This is a genomic window from Streptomyces sp. NPDC104226 (assembly GCF_055584085.1).
Window position 1 is genome coordinate 161,820 of sequence record NZ_JBVJMS010000013.1, and the last position, 24,007, is coordinate 185,826.

The 24,007-nt window shown below is 72.1% G+C and carries 18 protein-coding genes; 10 read left to right on the forward strand and 8 right to left on the reverse strand.

The annotated features are described in order from the left end of the window. Positions 1-82 precede the first annotated feature (82 nt). Both ACZ60J_RS34125 and ACZ60J_RS34130 read left to right on the forward strand, forming a co-directional pair. Positions 83-727: a dihydrofolate reductase family protein gene (locus ACZ60J_RS34125; RefSeq protein ID WP_469687939.1), complete on the forward strand. Its 645-nt coding sequence runs from the start codon at positions 83-85 to the stop codon at positions 725-727. A gap of 97 nt (positions 728-824) precedes the next feature. Beyond that, the gene (locus tag ACZ60J_RS34130; RefSeq protein WP_469687941.1) at positions 825-1,244 is read left to right on the forward strand and encodes an ester cyclase; all 420 of its coding nucleotides are present in this window, start codon (positions 825-827) and stop codon (positions 1,242-1,244) included. Between the two features lie 113 nt (positions 1,245-1,357). Here ACZ60J_RS34130 and ACZ60J_RS34135 read toward each other — a convergent pair whose 3' ends face one another. Further along, positions 1,358-2,362, reverse strand: coding sequence for a Gfo/Idh/MocA family protein (locus tag ACZ60J_RS34135; RefSeq protein WP_469687943.1), 1,005 nt, complete (start codon positions 2,360-2,362; stop codon positions 1,358-1,360). After that, positions 2,359-3,756 (reverse strand): NDP-hexose 2,3-dehydratase family protein, encoded by a 1,398-nt coding sequence (locus tag ACZ60J_RS34140; protein ID WP_469687945.1) that lies wholly within the window; start codon positions 3,754-3,756, stop codon positions 2,359-2,361. Before ACZ60J_RS34140 ends, ACZ60J_RS34135 begins: the two co-directional genes overlap by 4 nt. Positions 3,757-3,925: 169 nt before the next feature. Here ACZ60J_RS34140 and ACZ60J_RS34145 point away from each other — a divergent pair, with 169 nt between their 5' ends. Further along, positions 3,926-5,098 (forward strand): glycosyltransferase, encoded by a 1,173-nt coding sequence (locus tag ACZ60J_RS34145; protein ID WP_469687947.1) that lies wholly within the window; start codon positions 3,926-3,928, stop codon positions 5,096-5,098. A 624-nt stretch (positions 5,099-5,722) separates the two neighbouring features. Here the strand turns inward: ACZ60J_RS34145 and ACZ60J_RS34150 are convergent. Continuing rightward, on the reverse strand, positions 5,723-7,405 hold the full coding sequence (locus ACZ60J_RS34150; protein WP_469687949.1) for a condensation domain-containing protein: 1,683 nt from the start codon (positions 7,403-7,405) through the stop codon (positions 5,723-5,725). A gap of 163 nt (positions 7,406-7,568) precedes the next feature. Here ACZ60J_RS34150 and ACZ60J_RS34155 point away from each other — a divergent pair, with 163 nt between their 5' ends. Next, positions 7,569-8,150, forward strand: coding sequence for a TetR/AcrR family transcriptional regulator (locus ACZ60J_RS34155; protein ID WP_469687950.1), 582 nt, complete (start codon positions 7,569-7,571; stop codon positions 8,148-8,150). Positions 8,151-8,183: 33 nt separating this feature from the next. On the opposite strand, the gene ACZ60J_RS34160 is transcribed toward ACZ60J_RS34155, so the two are convergent. Beyond that, a complete protein-coding gene (locus tag ACZ60J_RS34160; protein WP_469687952.1) occupies positions 8,184-8,636 on the reverse strand; it encodes a DUF2871 domain-containing protein in 453 nt (150 codons plus the stop codon). A 465-nt stretch (positions 8,637-9,101) separates the two neighbouring features. Here ACZ60J_RS34160 and ACZ60J_RS34165 point away from each other — a divergent pair, with 465 nt between their 5' ends. Together ACZ60J_RS34165 and ACZ60J_RS34170 are read left to right on the forward strand one after the other, a co-directional pair. Further along, entirely contained in the window at positions 9,102-10,313 is a 1,212-nt protein-coding gene (locus ACZ60J_RS34165) for an NAD(P)/FAD-dependent oxidoreductase (RefSeq protein ID WP_469687954.1), read from the forward strand. 68 nt (positions 10,314-10,381) lie between these two features. Next, positions 10,382-10,690, forward strand: a complete 309-nt coding sequence (locus ACZ60J_RS34170; RefSeq protein ID WP_469687956.1) for a hypothetical protein — start codon at positions 10,382-10,384, stop codon at positions 10,688-10,690. Between the two features lie 60 nt (positions 10,691-10,750). Here the strand turns inward: ACZ60J_RS34170 and ACZ60J_RS34175 are convergent, their stop codons facing one another. Further along, complete coding sequence (locus ACZ60J_RS34175; RefSeq protein WP_469687957.1) at positions 10,751-12,673, reverse strand: acyl-CoA dehydrogenase family protein; 1,923 nt, start codon at positions 12,671-12,673, stop codon at positions 10,751-10,753. Positions 12,674-12,938: 265 nt separating this feature from the next. Between ACZ60J_RS34175 and ACZ60J_RS34180 the strand changes: the two genes are divergently transcribed. Continuing rightward, positions 12,939-13,646 carry a ScbR family autoregulator-binding transcription factor gene (locus tag ACZ60J_RS34180; protein ID WP_469687959.1) on the forward strand — a complete coding sequence of 236 codons (708 nt, stop codon included), beginning with the start codon at positions 12,939-12,941 and terminating at the stop codon, positions 13,644-13,646. 124 nt (positions 13,647-13,770) lie between these two features. After that, positions 13,771-15,000 (forward strand): cytochrome P450 family protein, encoded by a 1,230-nt coding sequence (locus tag ACZ60J_RS34185; protein WP_469687961.1) that lies wholly within the window; start codon positions 13,771-13,773, stop codon positions 14,998-15,000. Between the two features lie 46 nt (positions 15,001-15,046). On the opposite strand, the gene ACZ60J_RS34190 is transcribed toward ACZ60J_RS34185, so the two are convergent. Continuing rightward, positions 15,047-16,588, reverse strand: coding sequence for a hypothetical protein (locus tag ACZ60J_RS34190; protein WP_469687962.1), 1,542 nt, complete (start codon positions 16,586-16,588; stop codon positions 15,047-15,049). Positions 16,589-17,220: 632 nt separating this feature from the next. Continuing rightward, a complete protein-coding gene (locus ACZ60J_RS34195; RefSeq protein ID WP_469687964.1) occupies positions 17,221-17,850 on the reverse strand; it encodes a ScbR family autoregulator-binding transcription factor in 630 nt (209 codons plus the stop codon). Between the two features lie 731 nt (positions 17,851-18,581). Here ACZ60J_RS34195 and ACZ60J_RS34200 point away from each other — a divergent pair. After that, complete coding sequence (locus tag ACZ60J_RS34200; protein ID WP_469687966.1) at positions 18,582-20,543, forward strand: helix-turn-helix domain-containing protein; 1,962 nt, start codon at positions 18,582-18,584, stop codon at positions 20,541-20,543. Between the two features lie 37 nt (positions 20,544-20,580). Here ACZ60J_RS34200 and ACZ60J_RS34205 read toward each other — a convergent pair whose 3' ends face one another. Next, positions 20,581-21,549, reverse strand: a complete 969-nt coding sequence (locus tag ACZ60J_RS34205) for a transaldolase family protein (RefSeq protein ID WP_469687968.1) — start codon at positions 21,547-21,549, stop codon at positions 20,581-20,583. A 245-nt stretch (positions 21,550-21,794) separates the two neighbouring features. Between ACZ60J_RS34205 and tkt the strand changes: the two genes are divergently transcribed. Then, positions 21,795-23,912, forward strand: coding sequence for a transketolase (tkt, locus tag ACZ60J_RS34210; RefSeq protein WP_469687970.1), 2,118 nt, complete (start codon positions 21,795-21,797; stop codon positions 23,910-23,912). Positions 23,913-24,007 lie beyond the last annotated feature (95 nt).

Consider the following 24,007-nt stretch of genomic DNA (forward strand, 5'->3'; position numbering starts at 1 on the left):
GACGTCACCCGGAAGCAGCGATGAGTTTCCCCGGTCGGGAAGGTCCCTCTCAGTAAGGTCGTCGCCAACACAGGAGGAACACGTGGCTCAGCTGCTGAGGGTCCAGAACTTCAACGTCTCGAGCGACGGGATCGGTGCCGGCGAGGACCAGACCCTGGAGAGGCCGTTCGGGCACGTCGATCCCGGGAGGCTGTTCGCGTGGGCCGGCGCCACGGCGAGCTGGCCCATGCGCACCGATCCCGGAGGCAGCCGGGGCCTCGACGACTACTTCACGCGGGACTACGACCGCAACATCGGCGCCGAGATCATGGGACGCAACAAGTTCGGTCCCCAGCGCGGGCCCTGGCTCGACCACACGTGGCAGGGCTGGTGGGGCGAGAAGCCCCCGTTCCGCACCCCGGTGTTCGTCCTCACCCACCACGAGCGTCCTTCGATCACGCTGTCCGACACCACCTTCCACTTCGTCGCCGGCGACCCCGCCACGGTCCTGCGGCAGGCGAAGGAGGCGGCGCAGGGCAAGGACGTCCGGCTCGGCGGCGGGGCCACCACCATCCGGCAGTTCCTCGACGCCGACCTCGTCGACACCCTGCACGTGGTGGTCTCGCCACTGGAGCTCGGCTCCGGAGTCCGTCTCTGGGAGTCCCCCGACGAGCTGCTCGACCGGTTCCACCTGGACGTGGTCCCCAGCCCGAGCGGGGTGACGCACCACCTCTTCTGGCGGAAGTGACCGCTCGCGGGCCAGGCGTCCTCCAGAAGGGCTCGACCGGGGTTGAGGATCCTCGGTCCACCGCCCACCGACGCGAGAGCCCAGAGAGGCACCCGATATGTCTGACAACCACCGCGAACTCATCCAGCGCTTCGTGGACATGATCAACAGTCACGACGTGAGCACGATGGCCGAGCACACCGCTCCCGGACACATCGACCACAACCCGATCGTCGCGGACGGCATCGAGGCCAACACGGCCTTCTTCCAGCAGATCTTCGACGCCTTCCCGGACGTCAAGATCGTCGTGCACGACCTGATCGTGGACGGCGACCGGATCGTCGGCCGCTTCGAGTACTCCGGCACCCACCAGGGCGTCTTCTTCGGCATACCGGCCACCGGCCGCACCCTCACCTTCCAGACGATCGACATCTGGCGCGTCGAGGACGGCCTGCTGGCCGAGCACTGGGACCAGCTCGACGTGGCGGGGATGTTCCACCAGCTCGGCGCCGACTTCTACGCGGGCCAGGGCGAGTAGCGCCCCGCGGACGGGACGACGGAACGGCCGATGGGCCGGTGCACGCGGTGGGGTCCACCGCAGGCACCGGCCCATCGGCCGTTCCGTCGCTCCGTCGTCCTGCCGTCCCGGCGTCAGAACGAGGCGGCGCGCTCCACCTCGTCCACGAGCCGGGCGTGGGCCAGGATCGCCTCGGTGTGCGGGGTGAAGTCCTCCCCGCACAGCACCGCGCGGGCGAACACGCCGGCGATGTTCGTGAAGTGGCGGTCCGCCGCGAGCGGGATCTCCGTGACGGTGCCGCCCCGCTCCACCCGGAGCACGGGCGTGAGTTCGTCCGGGGTGCTGAAGGCGCGCTCCAGACGCAGCCGGCCCTCGCTGCCCCACAGCCCGTAGCCGCTGCGGTAGCCGTGTTCGACTCCGTACGCGAGCTGGGCCGCCACCCCTGACGGCGCGACGAGCAGCGCGCTGCCCGAGGGCTGCGGACCGTACGGACTGTCCGGGCGCACCTGCGCACCCGCCACCCGCAGTCCGTCGCCGAGGAAGAGCCGGGCGGCGCGGATCGGATAGGCGGCGACCTCCGGCAGGGTGCTCGCGCGCCGGGGGAGCCCCTGCGGTCCCGCGTCGGGGCGCAGCGGGATGCCGAACTCCGAGCCGAAGAGCTGGACCTCGCCGATCAGGCCCTCCGCCACCAGCCGCCGTACCTCCGCGTGCTGGGAGTGGTGGAGGAACATGAAGTTCTCCATCAGCAGCAGACCGTTCTCCCGGGCGAAGGAGACGGCCTTCTCCGCGTCGGACAGCCGGGTCGCGAACGGCTTCTCGCACAGCACGTGCTTGCCGGCGGCCAGCGCCCGCAGGGTCCACTCCACGTGCAGCTCGGGCGGCAGCGGCACGTACACCGCGTCCACGTCGTCCCGCTCCAGCAGCCGCTCGTACCCGGCCACGGCGGCGCCGCCGAACCGCTCGGTGAACTGCCGCGCCCGCTCGATCCTGCGGCTGGCCACGGCCGTCACCTCGACGAGCGGCTGCCGCAGCATCGAGGGCAGCATGCGGCGCTCGGCGATGTCCGCGCACCCCAGCACACCGATCCGCAGCCGCCCGGCCCGCGGCTCCGTCCCGTTCCCGGTCCCGCTCGCGCTCACAGGCCGTACTCCCCGTCCAGCGCCCGGGTCGCGCGCAGGCTGGTCAGCAGCGTCCTGGCCTCGATGTTGAGGTAGTTGCTGTGCCGCAGCAGGCCCGCGAGCTGTCCCGGAGTCACCCAGAGGAAGTCCTCGGGAACGTCGAGGGGGAACTCCTCCCCGACCTCCACGAGCGCGTAGCGGTTGCCCGCGTGGTGGAAGCGGCCGCCCTCCTCGGACTGGACCGTGTCGTACAGCAGTCGGCCCTGACCCCGCAGGACCAGTTCCAGGTAGCGCGGCCGCTGCTCCGGAGGCAGGGTCAGCGCGCGGGCCGGCTGGCACTGCACGGTCGGGCCGAGCTCCGCCACGTCCAGGACGCCCGCCTCGGACCTGGCCTGCGCGAGCAGGTGCGTCACCCCGCCGATCCGGCGGACCAGGAAGGCCGCGAGCCCCTGCTCGGCGGGGGCGATCAGCGGCTGGGTCCAGCTCTTCACCTCGCGGTTCGCGGCCTGCACGGAGGCGGCGATGACGCTGAAGTGCTGCCCCGTCTCGTGCTCGATCGCGTACTCCGTGCGCTTCCACCGCTGTACGTCCGACAGCGGCATGGTGGTCTGCACCAGCTCCCGGAGCGCCTTGATCTCGGTGAGCCGGTTCAGCAGGGTCTCCGTGCTGTGCAGCGGAGTGCCCTCGCTGGTGAAGGAGGGGATCAGCGACAGCACGGTGCGGGCGTCCATGTTGACCACGTTGGACTCGTTCAGCAGCTGGTGGATCTGGCCGAGCGTCAGCCACACGAAGTCCTCGTGCTCCGGCACGTCGCCGATGGCCTCCACGACCATGTTCCGGTTGCGCTTGCGCAGGAACCAGGAACCCTGCTCGGACTGGAGCGAGTCGTAGAGCACCCGCGAGCCCACCCGCGGAGGCCTGAAGTACTCGATGTAGTTGACGGCCGCGCCCTTGTGCACACCGGTGTAGTTGCTCCGGGTGGCCTGCACGGTGGGGGACAGCTGCACCGTCTCGATGTTCCCGGGCTCCATCTTGGCCTGCATCAGGCAGTGCAGGACGCCGTCGAACTCCTTGACGACGATGCCCAGGATGCCGATCTCGGGCTGGTTGATGATCGGCTGCGACCAGGACGCGCCGTACCCGTTCCACTCCGTCCGCACGTCCAGCCCCACGACGGAGAAGAACCGGCCGCTGTCGTGGACGAGGTTGCCCGTGGACTCCTCGAAGTGCCAGCCGACCAGCTCGGAGAAGGGGATGCGCCGCACGTCGTAGCGGTTGGTGCGCCGCTGCTCCGCGAACCACGCGCGGAACACCGGGTTGGGCGTCACCGCGCTGTCGAGGGTCTGGGCCGACAGCGTGAACCGTCGCCCGAGACTCGGAACGAGGCCCGTGGGCACCGTCTGGGCTGTGATCATCAATGGCTCCTTCGCCTTGTTCCGCATGCCCGGGGGCAGGCGGCCGCATCGCGAGGATGGGGGCGCGTGATCGGCCGCCACTGGAGCGAGCCTTGAAAGGAAATGGGTCGGCGATAAATTTCCTAGCAGCACTAGACATGGGATGGGGGCGACCCTACGCTGAGGCCTCATGAGAATCCTCTTTGCCAGCGTGGGCAATTTCGGGCACATCTTCCCCTTGCTTCCCTTGGCGAGGGCCGCACGGGCAGCCGGCCACCAGGTCGCGTTCGCCACGGGTGAGCAGTTCCACCAGACCCTCCGTGAGGCGGGGTTCGAGCCGGTGACGGCAGGCCGGTCCGTACCCGAGGCGTTCATCGAAGCAGCGGGCGGTCAAGCCTTCCTCGAGCAGCACGGTGGCCAGGTGGGAGCTCAGGACGTTCCGGCTTCGGTCCTCGCGGACCTGCACATCAAGGTGTTCGGCTCCGTCCTGCCGCGCTGGGTCGCCGCCGACCTGGCCACGGCCTTCGCCACGTACCGCCCCGACCTGGTGGTGCACGAGGTGCTCAACCCGGGCGCCGGCTTCGCCGCACGGCTCGCCGGCATCCCCGCCGTCGCGCACGGCGTGGGCCCGATCTCGCAGGACCACGAGGCCGACCGGCTCCGCCAGGAGATCCTCGCCACCGCGGCCGACCTCGGCGTCGACGTTCCGGCCGACCGCGCGAGCACCCTGGGCAACACCCTCATCGACATCTCCCCGCCCTCCATCCAGGACCGGAGCGTCCTGGAGTCCGGCTGGCCGCGCATCGAGCTGCGCCCCGTCCCGTACGTGGAGCAGGGCGAGATCCCGGGCGGACTGGGCGCCTCCGGCGACCCGTTCGTGTACCTCACGCTGGGCACCGCGCTGGGCTCCGCCGACAACCTGCGCACCGCGATCGACGGGCTGAGCCCGCTGGGCGTGCCGGTCCTGGTGGCCACCGGGTTCCGGATCCAGCGCGCCGAACTCGGCGACCTGCCCGCCCACGTGATCGCCGCGCCGTGGGTGCCGCAGTCCGAGGTGCTGGCGCGCGCCTCGCTGGTGGTCCAGCACGGCGGCAGCGGCACGACCCTGGCCACGCTCGCGGCCGGTCTGCCCCAGCTGATCCTCCCGCAGGGCGCGGACGGCCCGGCCAACGGCCAGGCGCTGCACGCCGTCGGTGCGGGCGAGGTGCTCTTCGACCTCTCGGCCGACGCCGTGACGGAGCACGCCCACCGCATCCTGGCCGACGAGAGCTACCGGGACGCGGCCCGCAAGGTCGCGGCGGAGATCGCCGCGATGCCGGCCCCGGAGGAAGTCGCCGCCCGCCTCACCGACTTCACCGCCTGACCGGAGCGTCCCGGGCCGGCGGCCCCCGGCCCGGCTCCGGGCCCGGGGCCCGCCGCCCGGAGCACCCGGCCCCGCAGTACCACCGGAGCAACGGAGCGCCGGTGACACCGAACTCCCGGACGTCCATCCCCCGTCGTCCGGGCCCACGGCATCCGGTGCGCACGGACCTTCCCCCGGTCACGTGCGCACCGGATGTACCGTGGCCGGTCGCCTGGGCCGTCTCTTTCGGATCTTGCCGGGCCCGCGACGCCCGGCACCGCGCCTGGCCGCACTGCCGAGGCGACCACGTACGCCCCGTACGCGAGCGCCCCGACAGCACGCCCAGGCACGGCACCAGACACCGCGGACTCGGCCGACAAGATCCGAAAGAGACGGCCTAGTGCCGTGACCGGAAAGGTTCGCCGGGTCGCGGCGCCCGGCACCTCGCCGCGTTGTCGGACCGCGGCCGTACGTCCCGTACGAGCCGCGGTCCTCCGCCTTGCGATCCACCGCACCGGACACCGCGACCCGGCACACCCTTCCGGCCACGGCACTAGCGGTATCGCCGAAGGCCGGGCAGGTCCGGCCGCGCCGTCGGCGGTACCCGGCAGGTCCTCGACGGGCTCCGGCCCGTCCGCGCGCCCGTCAGCCCGGCGGTATCGCCGCAGCACGGGCAGCTCCGGCCGCGGCCGCACCGTCGGCGGCGCCCGGCAGGTCCTCGACGGGCTCCAGCCCGTCGGCCTCCGTCAGCGCCTCCACACACCCCCGCAGTTCGCCCGCGAGCTCCGCAGCCTCGGCCCGGGTGAACACGCCGGAGGCGAACTCCAGGCTCAGCAGCGGATCCCCTCCCCACCGCAGCACGCGCAGCGTGGCGTCCGCGGTGGCGCCGCCCAGGTGTCCGTGGTGGAAGCGCGAGGAGAGCGGCCCCGCCTCCAGGGTCTCGGGCAGCAGCTCGTCGCAGGCCGCGAAGGCCACCTGTGTCAGCGAGGGCCGGGACCGGTCCCCGGGCACGCCCAGCTCGCGCGCCAGCGCCGCCGAGTCGAGGTCCGCGTAACCGAGCGCCTCGCCGAACGCGCAGGCGACGCCCCGCAGGAAGTAGTCGACCCCGCCCTCCAGCTCGCAGCACACCGGCACCGTCGCCGAGCACGGTGCGACCGTGCCCATCAGCTCGGCCGTCGGGCGCCGCGGCATCTCGGTGCCCACCAGCAGCCGTTCGTGTCCGGAGCGCCGGCCCGCGGTCAGCGCCCACGCCGAGAGCAGGAGGACCGCGTGCGGTACCCCGGCCCGTGCGGCCGTGGCGTCGACCGCCTCGCGCAGGGCCGTACCGAGGCCGAACAGCACCCGGTCGCCGCGGTAGTCGAACACCGCCGGCCTCCGGCCCGATCCGGTCAGGTCCACCACGGCGGGGAAATCGCGCAGCCGCTCGACCCGCTGGGCCGCCAGCGCGCGCAGCGCACCGGACCGGTCGAGCCCCTCGGCCCGCCGCGCGACCGCGTCGGAACCGCAGCGGCCGCTCCGGTCGAGCGGCCGGCTCCCCACGGCGCGGCCGTAGTCGGCGAGCAGCTCCCGCCAGACCAGCGAGACGGACCAGCAGTCCACCGCGGCCTCGTGGTAGAGGAAGGTCAGCAGGTGCCGGTCCGCCGCCAGCCGCGTCAGGGCGAAGGCGAGCGGCGGCCGTTCCGGATGCCCGGCCAGCCGCTCCACGTCCACCACCAGCCGCGCGTGCGCCGCGGCCACCGGGTCCTCGCCCGGGCCGGCGGCTACCTTCGCCATCACGACGAGCGGCAGTGCGTACGCGTACGCGTCGAGAACACGCCGTACGGGGCCGCGCGGTGAGGGCCCGAACGCGGTCCGCAGCCCCTCGTGGCGTGCGCCCAGGGCGTCCAGGGCCGCACGCAGCGCCCCCAGGTCGAGCGGCCCGGTGAGCTCGGCGCTGAGCATCCGGTGCACCGCGGCGGCGCCGGTGTACTGCTGCGCGGTGAGGGCCGCCAGCTGCCCGGGCAGCAGCTCGCGCGGACCGGAGCCCGCCGCGTCGGCCGCGCCGCCGCGCGGAACGGCAGTGCCCTGCGGAACGGCAGCACTCCGCGGAACGGCAACGGCCCGCGCGAGTACGTCCGCCAGGGGGACGGGGCCCAGCAACTGCGGCAGATCCAGCGAGAGTTCCAGCCGTTCGCCGGCCAGGGCCTGCAGCCGCATGGCCTGGCCGAGCCCACCGCCGAGGGTCATGAAGGGCGAACCCGAGGCCCTGGCCGGCAGGGTCCGCCGGTCGTGGCCCAGCAGGTCCGCCGCCAAGTCGAGCAACTGCTCCAGGGGAGTCGGGGTCTGCATGGGGTGGCCTCTCCGTGGGCGGTCTTGCCCCGCATGCTGCCGACCGCGCCTAGAAGTCCACTAGACGACGCCTGTGGAACCCGGCCGAAAAAGAACCCCGTCCAAAGACAGAAACCCTATCACTGACAACTAGAATGTCACCGACAGTGCTACCGTAGTCGGCATGACCCTCCGAGAGCGCCGCGTCCGAGAGCAGGCCCAGCGCCGCCAGTTGATCCTCACCACGGCGCGCGAGATGGCCGAGGCGGAGGGCTGGGACTTCGTCACCACGCGGCGGCTGGCCGAGCGCATCGAGTACAGCCAGCCCGTGCTCTACCAGCACTTCAAGAACAAGGACGCCATCGTCAACGCGGTGGCGCTCGAAGGCTTCACCGAGCTGACCGCGGCCCTGCACGCGGCCCGGCTCTCCTCGCGGGACCCGCACGCGGCCCTGGACGCGGTCGCCCGCGCCTACGCCGACTTCGCCGCCCGCGGCCCGGTCCTCTACGAGGCCATGCTCACGCTCGGCGTGGGCCTGGAGCACTCGGAAGCCGGTACGCCCCAGCCCCTCCTGGCGGCCTTCGCCGAGATCAGGCAGGCCGTCGAGCCGGTGGCGGCCGACCGCGACCCCGACCTCGTCGCCGAGGTCCTGTGGAGCGCCTGGCACGGTCTGGCCACCCTCACCTGGGGCCGCCGCCTGCGCCCCGACCTCACCCGCGAGCGCCTGGCCGCCCTGGCCGACATCCTGACCGGCCCGACATCCTGACCGGGCCGGCGGCCGGCGCACCGTAGGCGACCGTCAGACGGAGCTGTCCACCGACTCGGTCCGCTCGGCCCGCGGCGCACCCTCGTGCTCCTTGACCCGCTTGCCGAGCAGGACGAACAGCAGGATGAGCCCCACGGTGAGGATGATGTGCCCCAACCCGCCCACCAGTGAGAACAGTTCGGGAACCTCGTTGCCGAGCACGGTCTGGGTGCCCCGGTACAGCATGCTGAGGCAGGTGATGGTCAGACCGGTGTTGTAGAACCAGAAGAAGCGCGTGAACTGCTTGTCCCCGGACAGCCCGAACACCTTGTCGAGGCCGAGGACTATGAGGAAGACCAGCATGCCGAGCGCGAGCAGGTGCGTGTGGAGGACCGAGAGCTGGGTGTCGCCCTCGAAGTCATTGATCTTGGTCATCTCGCGGTAGTACAACCCGGAGACGACTCCGACGATCATGTAGATGTGCGCTGCGACGTACGACTTCCGCATCCCCGTGCCCGCTCCCTGCTGATCCGATAGCGCCCCTGACGGTGGCCATTGAAGCACCTCGCCCAGCCCGTTCGGCGGGACCGGGAGCATCGCTCGAGCCCGCTTCGAGCGAGATTCCACGGCCCCTGTAGCCCCGCCCGAGAGACCGTCCCGCCGCCGCGGCGGCCCGCAGCCGACAGCCGGCGCACTCGGCGTCCACTCACTGACCTGCGACGGAGCATCCCCTCCGGCACACCTCCAGGACGCCTGCGCAGAAGGCGCGTTGAGCACGTACGCACCCCTGGGTGACACCCGTCCCCACAGGACCGCCCGGAGCCCGGCGACCACGGTCTGGCGAATTCTTCTCCAGCGGTGGCGGGAAACAGGGCCCGCCCGTGACGCAGGTCACAGCGGCGGGCCTGTCACACGGGGAGGGGCGCCGGTGTCTTGTGCCCGGAACCCCATTCGAGGCGACGGAGGCACATCATGAACGCGTACGGGAACACCGAAGTGGTCGTCATCGGCGGCGGATACGCGGGCGTCATGGCCGCGAACCGCCTGACCCGGCGCGGCGACGTGACGGTGACCCTGGTCAATCCGCGTACGGACTTCGTCCACCGGGTCCGGCTGCACCAGCTGGTCGGCGGTTCGGACGCGGCGGTCATCGCCTACCGCGACGTCCTGGCCGAGGGCGTCCGCCTGGTCGTCGACACGGTGGACCGGATCGACGCGGGCGCCCGCACCCTGGCCCTGACCTCGGGCGCCACCCTCGCCTACGACTACCTGGTCTACGCGGTGGGCAGCGCCGCCGCCGACCCCACCGTGCCCGGAGCGGCCCGGTACGCCTACCCGATCGCCACCCTGGAAGACGCACAACGGCTGCGCCCGGCCCTGGACGCGGCCCCCTCGACGGCCGCGGTGACGGTGGTCGGGGCCGGCCCGACGGGCATCGAGACCGCCGCCGAACTGGCCGAGCAGGGCCGGGCGGTGACCCTGGTGTGCGGCGGGGTCCTGGGCCCGTACCTGCACGCCCGCGGCCGCCGCACGGTCGCCGGCCGGCTGGCCCGCCTCGGCGTCACCGTCGTCGACGGCCCCGGCACCAAGGTGACGGCGGTGACCGAGGACGCCGTCCACCTGGCCGACGGCCGCGAACTGGCCTCCTCGCTCACCGTCTGGACCGTCGGCTTCGCCGTGCCGGACCTGGCCGTCCGCAGCGGCCTGACCACCGACGCGCTGGGCCGCCTCCTCACGGACGAGACCCTGACCAGCGTCGACGACGCCCGCATCGTCGCGGCCGGAGACTCGGCGGCCCCCTCGGGCGTACCCCTGCGGATGAGCTGCCAGGCCGCGATCCCGATGGGCGCCCGCGCCGCCGACACGGTCCTCAGCCGGATCGCGGACGAGCAGCCCGCGACCCTCAACCAGCACTTCGCCGCCCAGTGCATCAGCCTGGGCCGGAACGCGGGCATCTTCCAGTTCGCCGACCGGTCGGACGTGGCGGTGTGGTTCAACGTCAGCGGCCGCCCGGGCGCGAAGCTCAAGGAGCTGGTCTGCACGTTCATCCCCAAGCACCTGGCCGCCGAGGCGGCCAAGCCCGGTTCGTACGGCATGCACCTCACGTCGGGAGCCGAGGCCCGCCGCCGCGCGGTGCAGGCCCACCGGGACGGCGCTCCCGCCGCCCCCGCCCGCATCGCCTGACCGGGTTGACCGTGAAGATCGGGGGCATCCGGACGGTACTGGAGTTCCGCCCTGTGTGAGGAGTTGCCGTGACCAGCTTTGTCATTACGGTCCCGGGTACGTTCGTGTCGGAAGTCACCGGCCCCGTGCGCCGCGCCGTCGAAGGGAAGCTGGCATCGCGGCACACGGAAGTCAGCGAGAGCGAGGGGCTGAGCCTCCTCACCCTGAACGACGACCGTACGTTCTCCGTGCGCCTCGAGGTCGAGGCCCCGGACAAGTTCGAGGCGGAACTCGACGCGCTGCGGATCGTCACGGCGGCACTGGAGGAGGCAGGACTCTCGGAGTCCGACGCCCCGCTCGGCCCGCCGGCGGTGACCGGCATCGACAGCGACATGTGATCCGGCCGTGGGCCACGCATCGCGGTGGCGACGCGCGGCCCGTGGCCTGCCGGAGTCGGGTCAGAAGGCGGAGTTCTCCCCGTAGGGGGCGAGGTAGTCCTCGTTCGCCAGGGGGACCTCCGCGAGGAACGCCTCCGGTACGTCGAAGGCGTCGGCCAGCGTCATCAGGTGCGGGGCCAGCTCCGCGAGGAGGGACTCGACCGTCTCGTGCAGCCCGCGCACGTGCTGCACCGTGAGCTGCTCCTCGGCGAGCAGGTCGCCGGTGTGCCGGCGCAGGTGCTGGAGCAGGAACAGCCGGCACAGGTTGGCGAGCAGCTCCCGGACCGCGGGGTCGGCGGCCCGCTCCACCTCCGCCAGGAAGGCGTCGGCGGCCAGCCGTACCGCGTGGGCGGAGACCATTTCGAGCGCGGCGCCGGAGGACTCGTTCCAGCGGCCGACCGGATCGCCGGAGGGGCCCTGGCGCAGGGCGGTGCGGGCGCGTGCCTGCCACGTCCGCTCGACCGAGACGAGCAGGTCGCGCAGGAAGCACAGGTCCGTCAGGGCGCGTTCGGCCGGCGGCGGGGCGTCCTCTCCTGCGGGGTTCACGCGGTGGCCGAAGACCATCTCGGCGGCGGCCTTCACCCAGATCACCAGGTTGTCGCCCTCCGCGGTGATCCCGCCCTCTATGTTCCCGGGCAGCTCCGAGATCCGGTTCACGGGGAACAGGCCCTGTGCGCCGCACCGTTCGCGGGACTCGGTCGCGATCTCCCGGGCCTTCCAGGTGATCCAGCCCTTGGCGACGGCGACCATCCGCTCCACGTCCTCCCGCTCCGACTCCTCGTGCGCGACGAAGCGGTCGAGCACCGACCGGTGCAGGAACGTCATGGCGTAGGAGTCCGCGAGGGAATGCAGGAGCCGGCTGTGGTGGCTGCGGTGGGCGGCCAGCGGGATGCGCTGGCCGGCCTTCGGACCGGCGATGTGCCGGTGGTGCGCGTAGCGCACCGCGATGGTCAGCGCGCTGCGTGCCATCCCCAGGGTGCCGGCGCTCATGCAGAGCTTGCCCATGGTGACGCGGTCGACGGAGCGCAGGAAGCGCTTGCGCCGGTTGCCCAGGGTGCTGTGCAGGGTGCCGGACGCGTCCAGCCGGCCGTGGTCGCCCTCCAGCATGGCCTCGCGCGGCAGCCAGACGTGGTCGAAGGAGGTGAGGGAGTGGTCGACCGGGGTGCCCGTGCGCTCCGGCAACCGGCGGACGGTGACCCCGGGCAGGTGCCCGTTCCGGTCGCTCAGCGGGGTCAGGAACAGGAAGATGCCGTGGTCCTGGCCCTCGATCAGCAGCCGGGCCGCCACCACGGCGGTCTTCGGGCCGCCGATGAGGCTGGTGTTGGGCATGAACTTCTGCGCGCCCGGGTGGGGCGTGTTGAGGATGAAGCCGTCGGTCACGCGGTCGAACACGGCGGTGGTCTGCAGGGCCGCGACGTCGTTGCCGTGCGCCAGCTCGGTGCACAGGAAGGTGCCGGTGCGCCGCATCGAGGTGAAGGCGGACAGCTCCCGGCCGTAGGTGTCGTGGTCGAGCAGGCTGCCCATGAAGAGGTTGTAGTGGATGCTCGCCAGGGTGCACAGGCCCCCGTCCACGAAGCCCGCCCATTCGTGCAGGCCGGCCAGGAGCCGCGGGTCGTAGACCAGCGCGGCCGGATCCTCGACGGTGCTGTTGACCAGGCGCAGGCGGTCATAGGACTGCGCGGTCCGTTCTTCCGGGTTCAGCCCCGGTACGTAGGCGAAGGGCTCGCTGCTGAGCAGCTCCCTCCAGCGCCCGTGCACGCTCTGCCGGTCCGCGCGGTCGAAGAGCAGGTGGGTCAGTTCCTGGCAGATCGACGGGGCGCCGGACTTCTGGGCGGATCCGCTGGGCTGAACAGGCAGGATGCCGATTCGGGGCGTCCGGCGGCAGGGCGTGGCGTCCTTGCTGTTTCGATGGGTTTCCGGGTGCTCGAGCGTCGGTGCAAACATCAGTCTTCCCCCGTTAAGAACCGTGGTACAGGCCGTGCTGTGCCAAACATACGGACTAAACGGTTTTGTTTTCAAGAGATCTTGGCGAGAAAACCGGCTCGGTGGTTTTGTTCTGGAAGTGTGACGCTATAGACTAGGGCGACCGGATCGTTGCTTCGCTGACCAGCAGTGATATCGGTCAGTGCCGCAAACGTCACGCACTGTCAGGAACAGGTGGGGGTGAGCCGTCCGGTTCGCCCTTGCCTAGAGGGGCACCGGAGGGTGTATGGCACGGCAGGAACGAGCCATTCGTACGCGACAGAAGATCCTGGTCGCGGCAGCGGAGCTGTTCGACGAAGTGGGCTACGAGGCCGCGACGATCGCCGAGGTGCTCAAGAGGTCCGGGGTGACCAAGGGCGCGCTCTACTTCCACTTCACCGCGAAGGAAGAGCTGGCCCAGGCCGTCCTGGCCGCTCAGGTCGAAGCCCTGCCGGAGGTGCCGGAGACGGAGCTGTTCCTCCAGCAGAACGTGGACCGGGCACAGGTCCTGGCCTACCTGCTGTGCAAGGGGGATCCCCTGGTGCGGGGCAGCGTACGGCTCACCGTGGACCAGGGGTCCCCGATCGACGGCCTGGACCGCAGCATCCCCATGCGGGCGTGGAACACCCACAACATGGAGCTGCTCACGCGTGCGCAGGAGAACGGGGAACTCCTGCCGCACACCGACCTGGAGTCCACCGCCAAACTGTTCACCGGGACCTTCACCGGCGTCCAGGTGCTCTCGAAGACGATGACGGGGCACGCGGACATGGTCGAGCGGACCACGGACCTGATGCGGACCCTGCTCACCGCGATCGCCATGCCCGGGGTCCTGGTGCGCATCGACTTCGGCCCCGACCGGGCGGAGCGCGTGTACGAGGCGGCCGTCAGGCTGCGCGACGAGAAGGCGGAGGCCCTGGCACGCGCGGAAGCCGGCGGGGCAGCGGAAGGCTGACCGAAGGGCCCGCGGTCCGGAAACGGACCGCGGGAGCGGGGGGAGGGGGCGCGTCGTTCTCCTCGGTGTGCGTGGGTGTGGTGGGGCACGTAAAACGCAAGGAACTACCGAACGGAGCACGAAGATGGACATGGCCGCTTGCCCGTACGCGCTGGACGTCGCGGGACGGGACATAGCCGGTGAGGTGGCGATGCTCCGCGAGCAGGGCCCGGCGGTCGAGGTGGAGCTCCCCGAAGGGGTGCGCGCCTGGGCCGTGGTGGGCCAGGAGCACGTCGAGCGCCTGCTGCTCGACCCCCGGGTGTCCAAGGACGCCCGGCAGCACTGGCCCGATTTCATCGAGGGGCGGATCACGCCCGAGTGGCCGCTCTACCCCTGGGTGGCCAACGAGAACATGCTGTTCGCCTACGGACCGGACCACTCCCGGCTGCGCCGCCTGGTCGCCGCTGCGTTCACGGCACGGCGGTCCGCGGCGCTACGGCCCCGGGTCGAGGAGATCGCCTCCGAACTGCTCGACGGACTGGACCGCGTACCGGCGGGCGACTCCGTCGACCTGCGCCCGGCGTTCGCCGAACTCCTGCCCCTGCAGGTGATATGCGAGCTGTTCGGAGTCGAGCGCGGTCCCGACCGGGACGCGCTGTCGTCCGCGCTGCGCACCGTGTTCAGCACCACGGTTTCGGCCCAGGAAATGGAATCGGCCCGCACGACGGCCTTCGGGCTGCTGGCCGCGCACGTGGCGGCCCGCCGTGCGGAACCGGGCGACGACCTGACCTCCTCGCTGATCGAGGCCCGGGACAACGGCGAGCGGCTGACCGAACCCGAACTGCTCGGCACGCTCTTCCTGCTGATCGCGGCGGGCCAGGACACCACGTCCGCGCTGGTCACCAACGCCCTGGGCGCGCTGCTGTCGCACCCCGAGCAGCTGGCCCACGTCCGCGAGGGCCGCGCGAGCTGGGAGGACGTGGTCGCCGAGACCATGCGCGTCCACAGCCCCGCGAGCTATTCGCCGATGCGCTTCGCGGTGGACGACATCGACCTCGACGGAGTCAAGATCCTCCGGGGCGATCCCGTCCTCGTCTCCTTCGCCGGCGGCGGCCGCGATCCGCAGCGCTACGGTGCGGACGCCGCGGTGTTCGACGTGCTGCGCACCGACCGCGACAGCCTCGGCTTCGGCCACGGCGTCCACCGCTGCCTGGGTGCCCCGCTCGCCGTGCTGGAAGCAACCACCGCGCTCGCCGGGCTCTTCGAGCGCTACCCGGACATGGCACTCGGCTGCCCGCCCGAGGAACTGCAGCCGCTGCCCACCTTCCTGCTGAACGGCTTCGCGAGCCTCCCCGTGGTGCTGCGCCCGGCCTGAGCCGGCCGGAGCGCACACCATGCGGGACCCCTCCGTGCCCGCGCCCTCACGCCGCCGTCCGCCGCGCCAGTGCCGCGCGGGCGGCGGCGTAGGCGTGGTTCGGGGCGACCGCCAGGTGATCCGCCGACGCCGCTGCGTCCCGGGGGCCGGTGCAGGCGTCCCCGGGGGTCCGTACCGCGTCTTCGAGGGTCCGTACCGCGTCTCCGGGGGTCCATGCCGCGTCCCAGGGAGCCCGTACCGCGTCGCCGGGAACCCGTACGCCGGCCACCGGGATCCGTACCCCGTCCGCCGGCTCCCCGGCCCCGCCCCCGTACCCTGAGCCCGCCGGCTCCCCCGTGCGCGGACCGGGAACCGTCACGGTCGCGGGCCGCGGTGCCACTCCGGCCCCGGGTCCTGGGAGGTGGCCGGGCAGCCCGTCCGGGAACGCCCGGCGCAGCGCGCGGACCTCGGCCCCGAGCTCCTGGCAGATCGCGCACCGCGCGCCCGTGGGCCACAGCCGGCCCGACTCGCAGTGGAACAGCCCACAGCCCCAGCGGGGCAGCGCGGCGCCCAGGATCCAGCGCCCCCCGTCACGGATCTCCGAGACCGTCGTGCCCGCCAGACGCTCCGTCAGGCGGGCGCGCAGCCGTTCGTCCTCGGTGCCCTCGCGCAGCTGGCGGCCCACCTCCCGGGCGATCAGCCGCTGCACGTACGGGGAGCACCCGCCCAGCAGTCCCCGTACCGGCTCCAGTATGGCGTGCACACGGGGGCTGAACGTCAGCTGCGCACCGCCGCGCGGACGCCCGTCCGGGCGCGCCGTGCGCTCCTCCACCGGGGGAGTGGGGGAATGTTCTCCGCCCGCGCGGAGCGCGCGACGCGATCGCGTCTTTCCTACGGTTCCTTCGCCTACGGCGGATGGCTGGAATTGTTTGTTCTCGGGTCGGTCAGTCCTTCTGTCTTCCTTATTCGCGAGCGATGGTTCATCAACTCCGGGACCCGGTCCGTCACCAGGATCGGAGGACGAAGGGACGCCGTGCGCGGTCAGGAGATGGCGTCCCTGGAATCCCGCGCGGCGGTCGACGGACACCCATCCCGATTCCTCCAGGGCGTCGACGATCCGGCCCGCCGCCTCGACCGTGATGGGCATTCCGGCACTGCCCCCGGAATGGTGGCGGAGGAAGTTCGCGAGTTCCCGCTCGGACAGCGGTACGGAAAGGGCCACGCCGTACGCGATGACGGCGTAGGCACGCAGCATCCGGGGGGTGAGCTGCTCGCACGCCGCCACGGGCAGCCAGACGAACGCCTCGTCACGGGACATCGGACGCACCCTGCGACGGGCCGTCGTGCCCCTGCCGCCGGGCAGCGAGCGCCTTTCGCTGTACGGGAGTTCCACCACGCCGTCAGGGGCGGGAAGGCGCAGCCGCGCGATGGCGCGCTCGATGGTCGATTTCGACATGCGCAGGTACGAGGAGAGGGTCCGGATACCGGCCGTGCAGCCTTCCAGCCGCTGTCCCAGTGCCTTTATCTTCATGTACACGCTCAGCGCGGCGTCCGAGTAGAACGGCGAGCTCACCAGCCGCCAGGGGACCTTCACGCGCTGCCGTCGCACCGGGGGAACGGGGGCCGTGATGTCCGGATCCGAGGGGAAAGCGTTCCGGGGAACTTTTCGGCCAGGGTGGAAAGTGGGAGCGGTGTCGCGCATCATTGATGACGTCTCCGAGATTTCATTGGGTGATCTCTTCGGACAACTGACCGGCACGCCTGCGTCCCCGCCCTCGGCGGGAGTGCGCTCTGCCGGTTTCCACGAGGGGCTTCTGAGACCTCTGCCGTGGTTGGTCTCCTGCGGAAGCTCGCTACTTCCGCAGGGGGCCCGGCCCTCTGGGGGCGGATGCGCAAGGGCGCATGGTGCACGGATGCGTGGATGCACGGATGCCGGGGGTTCCGGGATCCGGAGCGATCCGTGGGTGTGCGGACGGACGTCCGCCGATGGACTCGGCGCGGGGGTGAAGCCGCGTCAGGGGCAGCCGGATGCCGGCCCGGTGGTGCTCGGGGCTGCGCGGTGGCGCACCCGCAGGTACGCCGGCGCGGGCCCGGTGCGGCAGGCCGCACGGTGAAGGGCGTCCACGGTTCTCCTCGGGTGGCGTCGGCGGCAGCAGCGAAAGACGGAGCGTCAGTCGAGTGGCACTGCCGACGACGTGCACAGAGGGGACACTAACAAACCGCGCGGACTGTTTGTCAAGATCAGGAGTGGAGGGCCGGCTCCCTGCCCGCCGGGTCGAGATCGGGCAGCACGGTCTCGTGCGCGACGCGGGGCAGCATCAGCTGCCAGAACTCCGTGAGCGCGTACCGCGACATCCACTCGGGGTCGCTGCGGCCGAGCGTCTCGAAGCCGGTGGTCGCCGCGATCACGGTGGTGGTGACCAGACGCTGGGACACGTCGGGCCGCAGGGCGCCCTCGGCGGCCGCCTCCGCGGCCATCCGCCCCACGTAGCCGTGCCATTCCCCGGGCAGGTCCAGCGTGCTGGCGTACGTGGCCTCGCGGCTGAGCCGGAAGCCGGCCCGCGCGATGACGTCGCTGCGGAGCGTGCGCGCGAGCGCGTGGGAGGCGTCGGTCAGCGACTGGAGCGCGGATCCGCGGCCCACGGGCACCTCGCGGACCACCGCGCGCAGCGTCAGCGCGGCGGCGAGCTCCACGGCCGCGCCGACCGCGGCCTTGTTCTCGAAGTGGAAGTGCAGGGCCCCCCGGCTCACGCCCGCGCCTTCACTGATGGTGGCCAGGGTCGCCTCGGCGTAGCCGTGCTGGTCGAGCACCATGGCCGCCGACCGCATCAGCTCGTGGCGAGTGTGCGTGGCCCGTTCCTGTTTGGTCACCGATCGCTCCTGTGTCAGATCCTCGGGGCCGCTATTAAACCAGCTTGCTGGTTTGGTTTTGGCTGGCAGGCGAGAATCCGGCTCGAACCCTTCGGGGCAAGGGGATGAGCCCAGTCTGCGCCAGCAGAAAGCCGGTCGCGACCGGCGGCAGGGGCTGATGGCTGAATCCGAGGGGCGCTCGGGAGGCACGAAAGGGCAATATGAACAAACCGCTGTCGCGGTTTTTGAGGTCGATTTGGGCCCTTACGGGCAGGCGGAGGTGCCTCTTGCGGCCGCCATGCGGCCCCTCGGAGGCCCCATGGCGGCCGGTGCGGCCGATCATGAGAGCATCAAATGTCCCTTCTGTAGGGGTATTTGGCCGCCGGTTGATCCCGCTCCTGCCGCGCTCGGGGGGCTTCGGGTGCTTCCGGGGCCGGCTGAGGCTTTGACAAACCGGAGAGGCGGTTTATATATTCGCGATGCTGGAGAGACGCTCAAGCCGACTGGCCAGGGGGGAAAGATGAGCCGGCGTTCCGCCACCGACCTGGAGCCCCACATGGCGCGTTCCCGTCGCGACGGCCCACCCCGGCACCGGCAACCCCCGTGAGCAGCTCGTGCGGTGGGAGCAGAGCACCAGGCGATTTCCAACGGGGGAGCACGATCAGGATGCGGCGCAGCAGTGTGACGCGGCACAGCAGTGTGGAAACAGCGGGGCCGGTACGCATCAGAACCGCGGGCGAGGGGGAGCGAAAGTGACGCCGGACAAGGGACGACCCGACGCGAGCGTGGCCGAGATGCTGGAACTCCTCGCACGGGAAGCGCCCACCGACGAGTTCGAGCGCATCGTGCGCGCCGCCCGCACCGCCGACACGGGCGAGGAGGACCTCGCCCGTCTGATCCGGGCCAGGGACCTCTCGCTGAGCATCCGCGGCCTCTTCGCCCGCCGGCAGCAACGCGAAGCGGGCCTGAACGCGCTGCTCGACACCGCCCGCGACCTGACCCTCCCGCACGACCTGGACACACTGCTCAAGGTCGTCACCCGGCGGGCCCGGCTGCTCCTGGGACTCGACATGTCCTGGGTCACCTTCCACGGCACCGACGAGAACCACTCCCGCGTCCTCGCCGCGGAGGGCCACACCTCGGCGATCACCGCCGGATTCGCCACGATGACCGGCGGAGTCGGCCGGCAGGCCCGGGACCGGTCCGCCCCCTTCTGGACGGCCGACTACCTCCGGGACGACTCCTTCACCCACTCCGAGGTGATCGACGACGTGGTGCGCACCGAGGGCCTCCACGCCCTGATGGCGATCCCGCTCCGCCAGGGAGCCTCCCACCTGGGAACCCTGTACGTCGCGGCCCGGCGCATCCGGCACTTCGACCCGGACGAGATCTCGCTGATGAGCTCGCTCGCCGACCTCGCGACGGTGGCCATCGGGAAGGCCCGGCTGCTGGACCGGGTCAGGGACGAGGCCGCGGTGCTGGAACTGAGCACCTCCCGCGCCGTGGAGTCCGCCGCCGCGGCCGAGCGCCTCCGCGACACCCGCAGCCGCCTGATCGAACTGGTGCTGGCGGGCGGAAGCCTGCACACCCTGGCCGCCGAGGCCTCCGAACTGCTGGGCGGCACCCTGCTGATCCGCGACCAGGCCGGCCGCAACCTCAACTCCCCGCCGGACCTTCCCGAGCCGGAGGAGAGCGAGGTGCGCGCGGCCTGCCTGGACGCCCACACCGAGCGCCGGGCCGTCCGCTCCGCGAGCGGCATCTGGACCGCCCCGGCCGGTGCGGGCCAGGAGATGCTCGGCACGCTCCTGCTGTTCCCGTACGACCGGGCACAGGAGCGGGAGGCGTCCGACGAGACCCGCCGGACCCAGCTCCTCACCCTGGTGGCCGAGGTCACCGCCATCCTGATGATGATGCAGCGCAACGTCACCACGGCCGAGGGCCAGCTCCGCGAGGAGCTGTTCAACGACCTGCTCAAGGGCGGGCAGGCACAGGGCGCCAAGCTGTCCGAACGCGCCCGGCGCCTCGGCGTCGACCTGGACGGCTCCCACGTCGTCGTGGTCGCCCGCCCCGAAGGCGGCTCCCCGGGCCGGGCGGCCATCTGGGCGTCCTCGTACGCGCACCAGTACAGCGGTCTGCGGAGCGTCGACGACGGCTGCGTCGTCCTGATGCTGCCCGGGAACGACCCGGCGGCCGCCGGGCGGGCCGTGTCGGAGGAACTCTCCGCGGCACTCGGCCACCCGGTGACCGTGGGCACGGCGGGACCGGTCACGGAGCTGTCCGCCGTCGGCCGCACCTACGAGGAGGCCCGCTGCTGCCTGGACGCCCTGACGGCGCTGGGCGGGTCCGGCGGTACGGCCTCGCCCCGTGAACTGGGCTTCCTGGGACTGCTGCTCACCGACAACCCCGACACTGGAGACTTCATCAACAACACCATCGGACCCGTACTGGACTACGACGCCCTGCAGCGCACCGAACTGGTCCGCACCCTGGAGGCCTACTTCGCCTCGGCCGGCAGCCCGACCCGCGCGGCGGAATCCCTCCACGTCCACCCCAACACCGTCTCCCGCCGCCTGGAGCGCATCAGCGAACTCCTCGGACCCGGCTGGCTTGAGCCCCGCCAGGCGCTGGAAGTGCAGCTGGCCCTCCAGATGCTGAGCACCCGACGGGCCCTGATGCGGGGACGGCACGACCGGGCGGGCCGGACCCCCGGCTGAGGACCGGGCGCCCGGTGGCCCGGGGGAGGCGCGGGGATCAGGACCCGAGCGCCCAGGACTGCTGGAGCGAGCTCAGCTGCGCCGCCTCCAGCGCCCGCGCGACCTCGGGCATGCGGATGCCGAGCCCTTCGAGGACGTCCAGCGCACGGCGTTCCTCCTCGTGCGCGGCCAGCAGCGTGTCCCCGTACAGCACCTCTTGCAGCGCGGCGGTCTCCAGCGCCTCCAGGGTGACGGCCTGGGCGGTGTTCCAGCCGATGAGCGCACTGATGTGCCGGGGGCCGACCGTGGTCCACACCAGCGCCGGAGGCATGGCGCCGGCCGCGCGGAGCACCCGCCACCACTCGCTGTCGAGCCGGCGCTCCCGCACCCGGTACATCGCCCGGGCGACGGCGACGGCCGCCGTGTCACGGACCCGGGGACCGGGCGCCGCGGGATCCGCCAGCGCCGCCAGCCGGGTGTTGACCTCCGCGTCGAGCACGCCCACGGGCACCGAGACGGCGGCGGTGACCTCCTGGAGGTCCAGCCCGGCCGCGAGGGCCCGTTCCGTCCCGGAGAGGTAGGCGACCAGGACGTCGTCGTAGCGCTCCGCCGAGAAGACCAGGTCCACGTCCACGCTGATGCCCCGGGCCAGGCACTCCTGGAGCGCGACGAGGCCGGCCCGGGTCGCCGGGATGCGCACGAGCAGGTTCGGCCGCCCCACGTCGGCGTACACGCGGCGGGCCGCGTCCACCAGGGCCGTCGCGTCGTGGGCGAACCGGGGGTCCACCGGCACGGACACCCGCCCGTACCGGTTCTCGCTGGTGAGGAAGGTGTCCCACAGGGCGTCGCACGCCCGGCGGACGGCGGCCGGGGCGAGAGCCGGTGTCACCACGCCCTGGAGGGATCCGGCACGGGCGGAGCGCGACAGCGGTTCGAGGAGGTCGTCCGTGCCGTCCGCGGCCAGCCAGGGTGACACGCCCTCGGACGTCAACTGTCTCAGCAGCTCGATAGCCGGTGGGCTCAACATGGTCCGAACTTAGACCGGCCGGACCGTCGGCCACTACCCGGGCCCCGTGGCCCTGTCAGGTCCGCGGGCCGTACGTCGGGCGTACGCAGCCCGTACGCGACCGGTACGCGGGCCGGTCCGGGTCACTTGACGAAGTGCTCCGGGCGTCCTGGGCACCTCCGCTCCCGTCATTGCAGGGTGGCCGGGTGAGCGGCCCTTCCCACGCGCTCACGCACACCAGCAGCCAAGGAGCCCTGAGCAGATCCGTGAGGACCCCAGCGAAGAGTGAGACCGTACGCTTCGAATGGAGCGAAACGGACCGGCGCGCAGTGGACGTCGCCCGCGCCCTGGCCGTGGACGCCGTCGAGGCGGCCGGGCACGGTCACCCCGGTACGGCCATGAGTCTGGCGCCGGCCGCGTACCTGCTGTTCCAGCGGCTGTTGCGGCACGATCCGCAGGATCCGGGCTGGGCGGGGCGCGACCGGTTCGTGCTGTCCTGCGGCCACGCCAGCCTGACGCTCTACACGCAGCTGTACCTGTCGGGTTACGGGCTCACCCTCGACGACCTCAAGGGGCTGCGCACCGAGGGCAGTCTGACCCCCGCGCACCCCGAGTACGGACACACGCCGGGCGTGGAGACCACCACGGGCCCCCTCGGCCAGGGCCTCGCCAACGCCGTGGGCATGGCCATGGCCGCCCGCCGCGAGCGCGGCCTGTTCGACCCGGAGGCGCAGGCGGGGGAGAGCCCCTTCGACCACACGGTGTGGGCGATCGCCTCCGAGGGCGACCTGGAGGAGGGCGTGGCGCACGAGGCCAGCTCGCTGGCCGGGCACCAGAAGCTCGGCAACCTCGTCGTCCTCTACGACGAGAACCGCATCTCCATCGAGGACGACCGGCAGATCGCGCACTCCGAAGACGTGGCGGCGCGCTACCGGGCGTACGGCTGGCACGTCCAGGAGGTCGACTGGACCGCGACCGGCTCCTACGAGGAGGACGTTCCCGCGCTCTACGCCGCACTGCGCGCCGCCCGCGAGGAGAGCGACCGGCCCTCCCTCGTCACCCTGCGGACCGTCATCGGCTGGCCCTCGCCCGGCAAGCAGAACACCGGGAAGATCCACGGTGCCGCGCTGGGCGCGGACGAGGCCGCCGCCACGAAGGCCGCGATGGGGCTTGACCCCTCGCTCTCCTTCCAGGTCCCCGCCGAGGTCCTCGCCCACGCCCGCCAGGTCGGCGACCGGGCGCGCCAGGAGCGGACGGAGTGGGACAAGCGCGAGCGGGACTGGCGGGCCGGCTCCCCCGAGCGGGCCGCCGAGTTCGACCGGATCTCGGCGCGCACCCTTCCCGAGGGCTGGCAGGAGGCCCTTCCCGCCTTCCCCGCGGGCGGCCAGGTCGCCACCCGCAAGGCCTCCGGCGAAGTGCTGAACGCGCTGGCTTCCGTGCTGCCGGAGCTGTGGGGCGGTTCTGCCGACCTCGCGGAGTCGAACCTCACCACGATGAAGGGTGAACCGTCCTTCATCCCCGAGGAGTTGGCGACGGAGGCGTACTCCGGCCACCGGTACGGGCGGACCCTGCACTTCGGGATCCGTGAGCACGCCATGGGCGCGATCCTCAACGGCATCGCCCTGCACGGTGGAACCCGCCCTTACGGCGGCACCTTCCTGGTCTTCTCCGACTACATGCGCCCCGCGGTCCGCCTCGCGGCCATGATGAAGTTGCCCGTCACCTACGTCTGGACCCACGACTCCATAGGCCTCGGCGAGGACGGACCCACCCACCAGCCCGTCGAGCACCTCTGGTCCCTGCGCCTCATCCCGGGTCTGGACGTGGTCCGGCCGGCCGATGCGAACGAGACCGCCGTCGCCTGGCGCACCATCCTGGAGAACGACGACCGCCCGGCCGGCCTGTGCCTGTCCCGGCAGAACCTCCCCGTTCTGGACCGCTCGACCGGATCGGACATCGAGCCCGCCGAGGGCGCCGCGTACGGCGGCTACGTCCTGGCGGAAGCCGAGGGCGGCCGCCCCGAAGCCGTCCTCGTCGCCACGGGCAGCGAGGTGCACATCGCCCTGGACGCCCGCCGCATCCTGCAGGGCGAGGGCATCCCCACCCGCGTGGTGTCCATGCCCTGCCTGGAGTGGTTCGCCGAGCAGAGCCAGGAGTACCGGGACGGCGTGCTGCCGCCGCGGCTGCGGGCCAGGGTCTCGGTGGAGGCCGGCTCCACGCCGGGCTGGCACGCGCTGCTCGGCGACGCCGGACACGCGGTGGGCCTGGACGGGTTCGGCGCCAGCGCCCCCTACCAGAGGCTGTACGAGCAGTACGGTCTGACGGCCGAGCACGTCGCGGCTGCCGCGCGCGCCTCCGTGATCCGGGCCGCGGGCCGGTCCTGAGGACCCGGGAACCGCGCCGCGGTTCCCGGCGGACGCACCGGAGGCCTCCACCCCGAGGACGTGACAGGGGGTGGAGGCCTCCAGCGGTCCGTGGA

Coding starts and splice junctions, on each gene's coding strand:
- ACZ60J_RS34130 (WP_469687941.1), top strand. CDS start 825: ATGTCTGACAACCACCGCGAACTCATCCAGCGCTTCGTGGACATGATC.
- ACZ60J_RS34165 (WP_469687954.1), top strand. CDS start 9,102: ATGAACGCGTACGGGAACACCGAAGTGGTCGTCATCGGCGGCGGATAC.
- ACZ60J_RS34160 (WP_469687952.1), bottom strand. CDS start 8,636: ATGCGGAAGTCGTACGTCGCAGCGCACATCTACATGATCGTCGGAGTC.
- ACZ60J_RS34185 (WP_469687961.1), top strand. CDS start 13,771: ATGGACATGGCCGCTTGCCCGTACGCGCTGGACGTCGCGGGACGGGAC.
- ACZ60J_RS34140 (WP_469687945.1), bottom strand. CDS start 3,756: ATGATCACAGCCCAGACGGTGCCCACGGGCCTCGTTCCGAGTCTCGGG.
- ACZ60J_RS34175 (WP_469687957.1), bottom strand. CDS start 12,673: ATGTTTGCACCGACGCTCGAGCACCCGGAAACCCATCGAAACAGCAAG.
- ACZ60J_RS34145 (WP_469687947.1), top strand. CDS start 3,926: ATGAGAATCCTCTTTGCCAGCGTGGGCAATTTCGGGCACATCTTCCCC.
- ACZ60J_RS34180 (WP_469687959.1), top strand. CDS start 12,939: ATGGCACGGCAGGAACGAGCCATTCGTACGCGACAGAAGATCCTGGTC.
- ACZ60J_RS34150 (WP_469687949.1), bottom strand. CDS start 7,405: ATGCAGACCCCGACTCCCCTGGAGCAGTTGCTCGACTTGGCGGCGGAC.
- ACZ60J_RS34205 (WP_469687968.1), bottom strand. CDS start 21,549: ATGTTGAGCCCACCGGCTATCGAGCTGCTGAGACAGTTGACGTCCGAG.
- ACZ60J_RS34155 (WP_469687950.1), top strand. CDS start 7,569: ATGACCCTCCGAGAGCGCCGCGTCCGAGAGCAGGCCCAGCGCCGCCAG.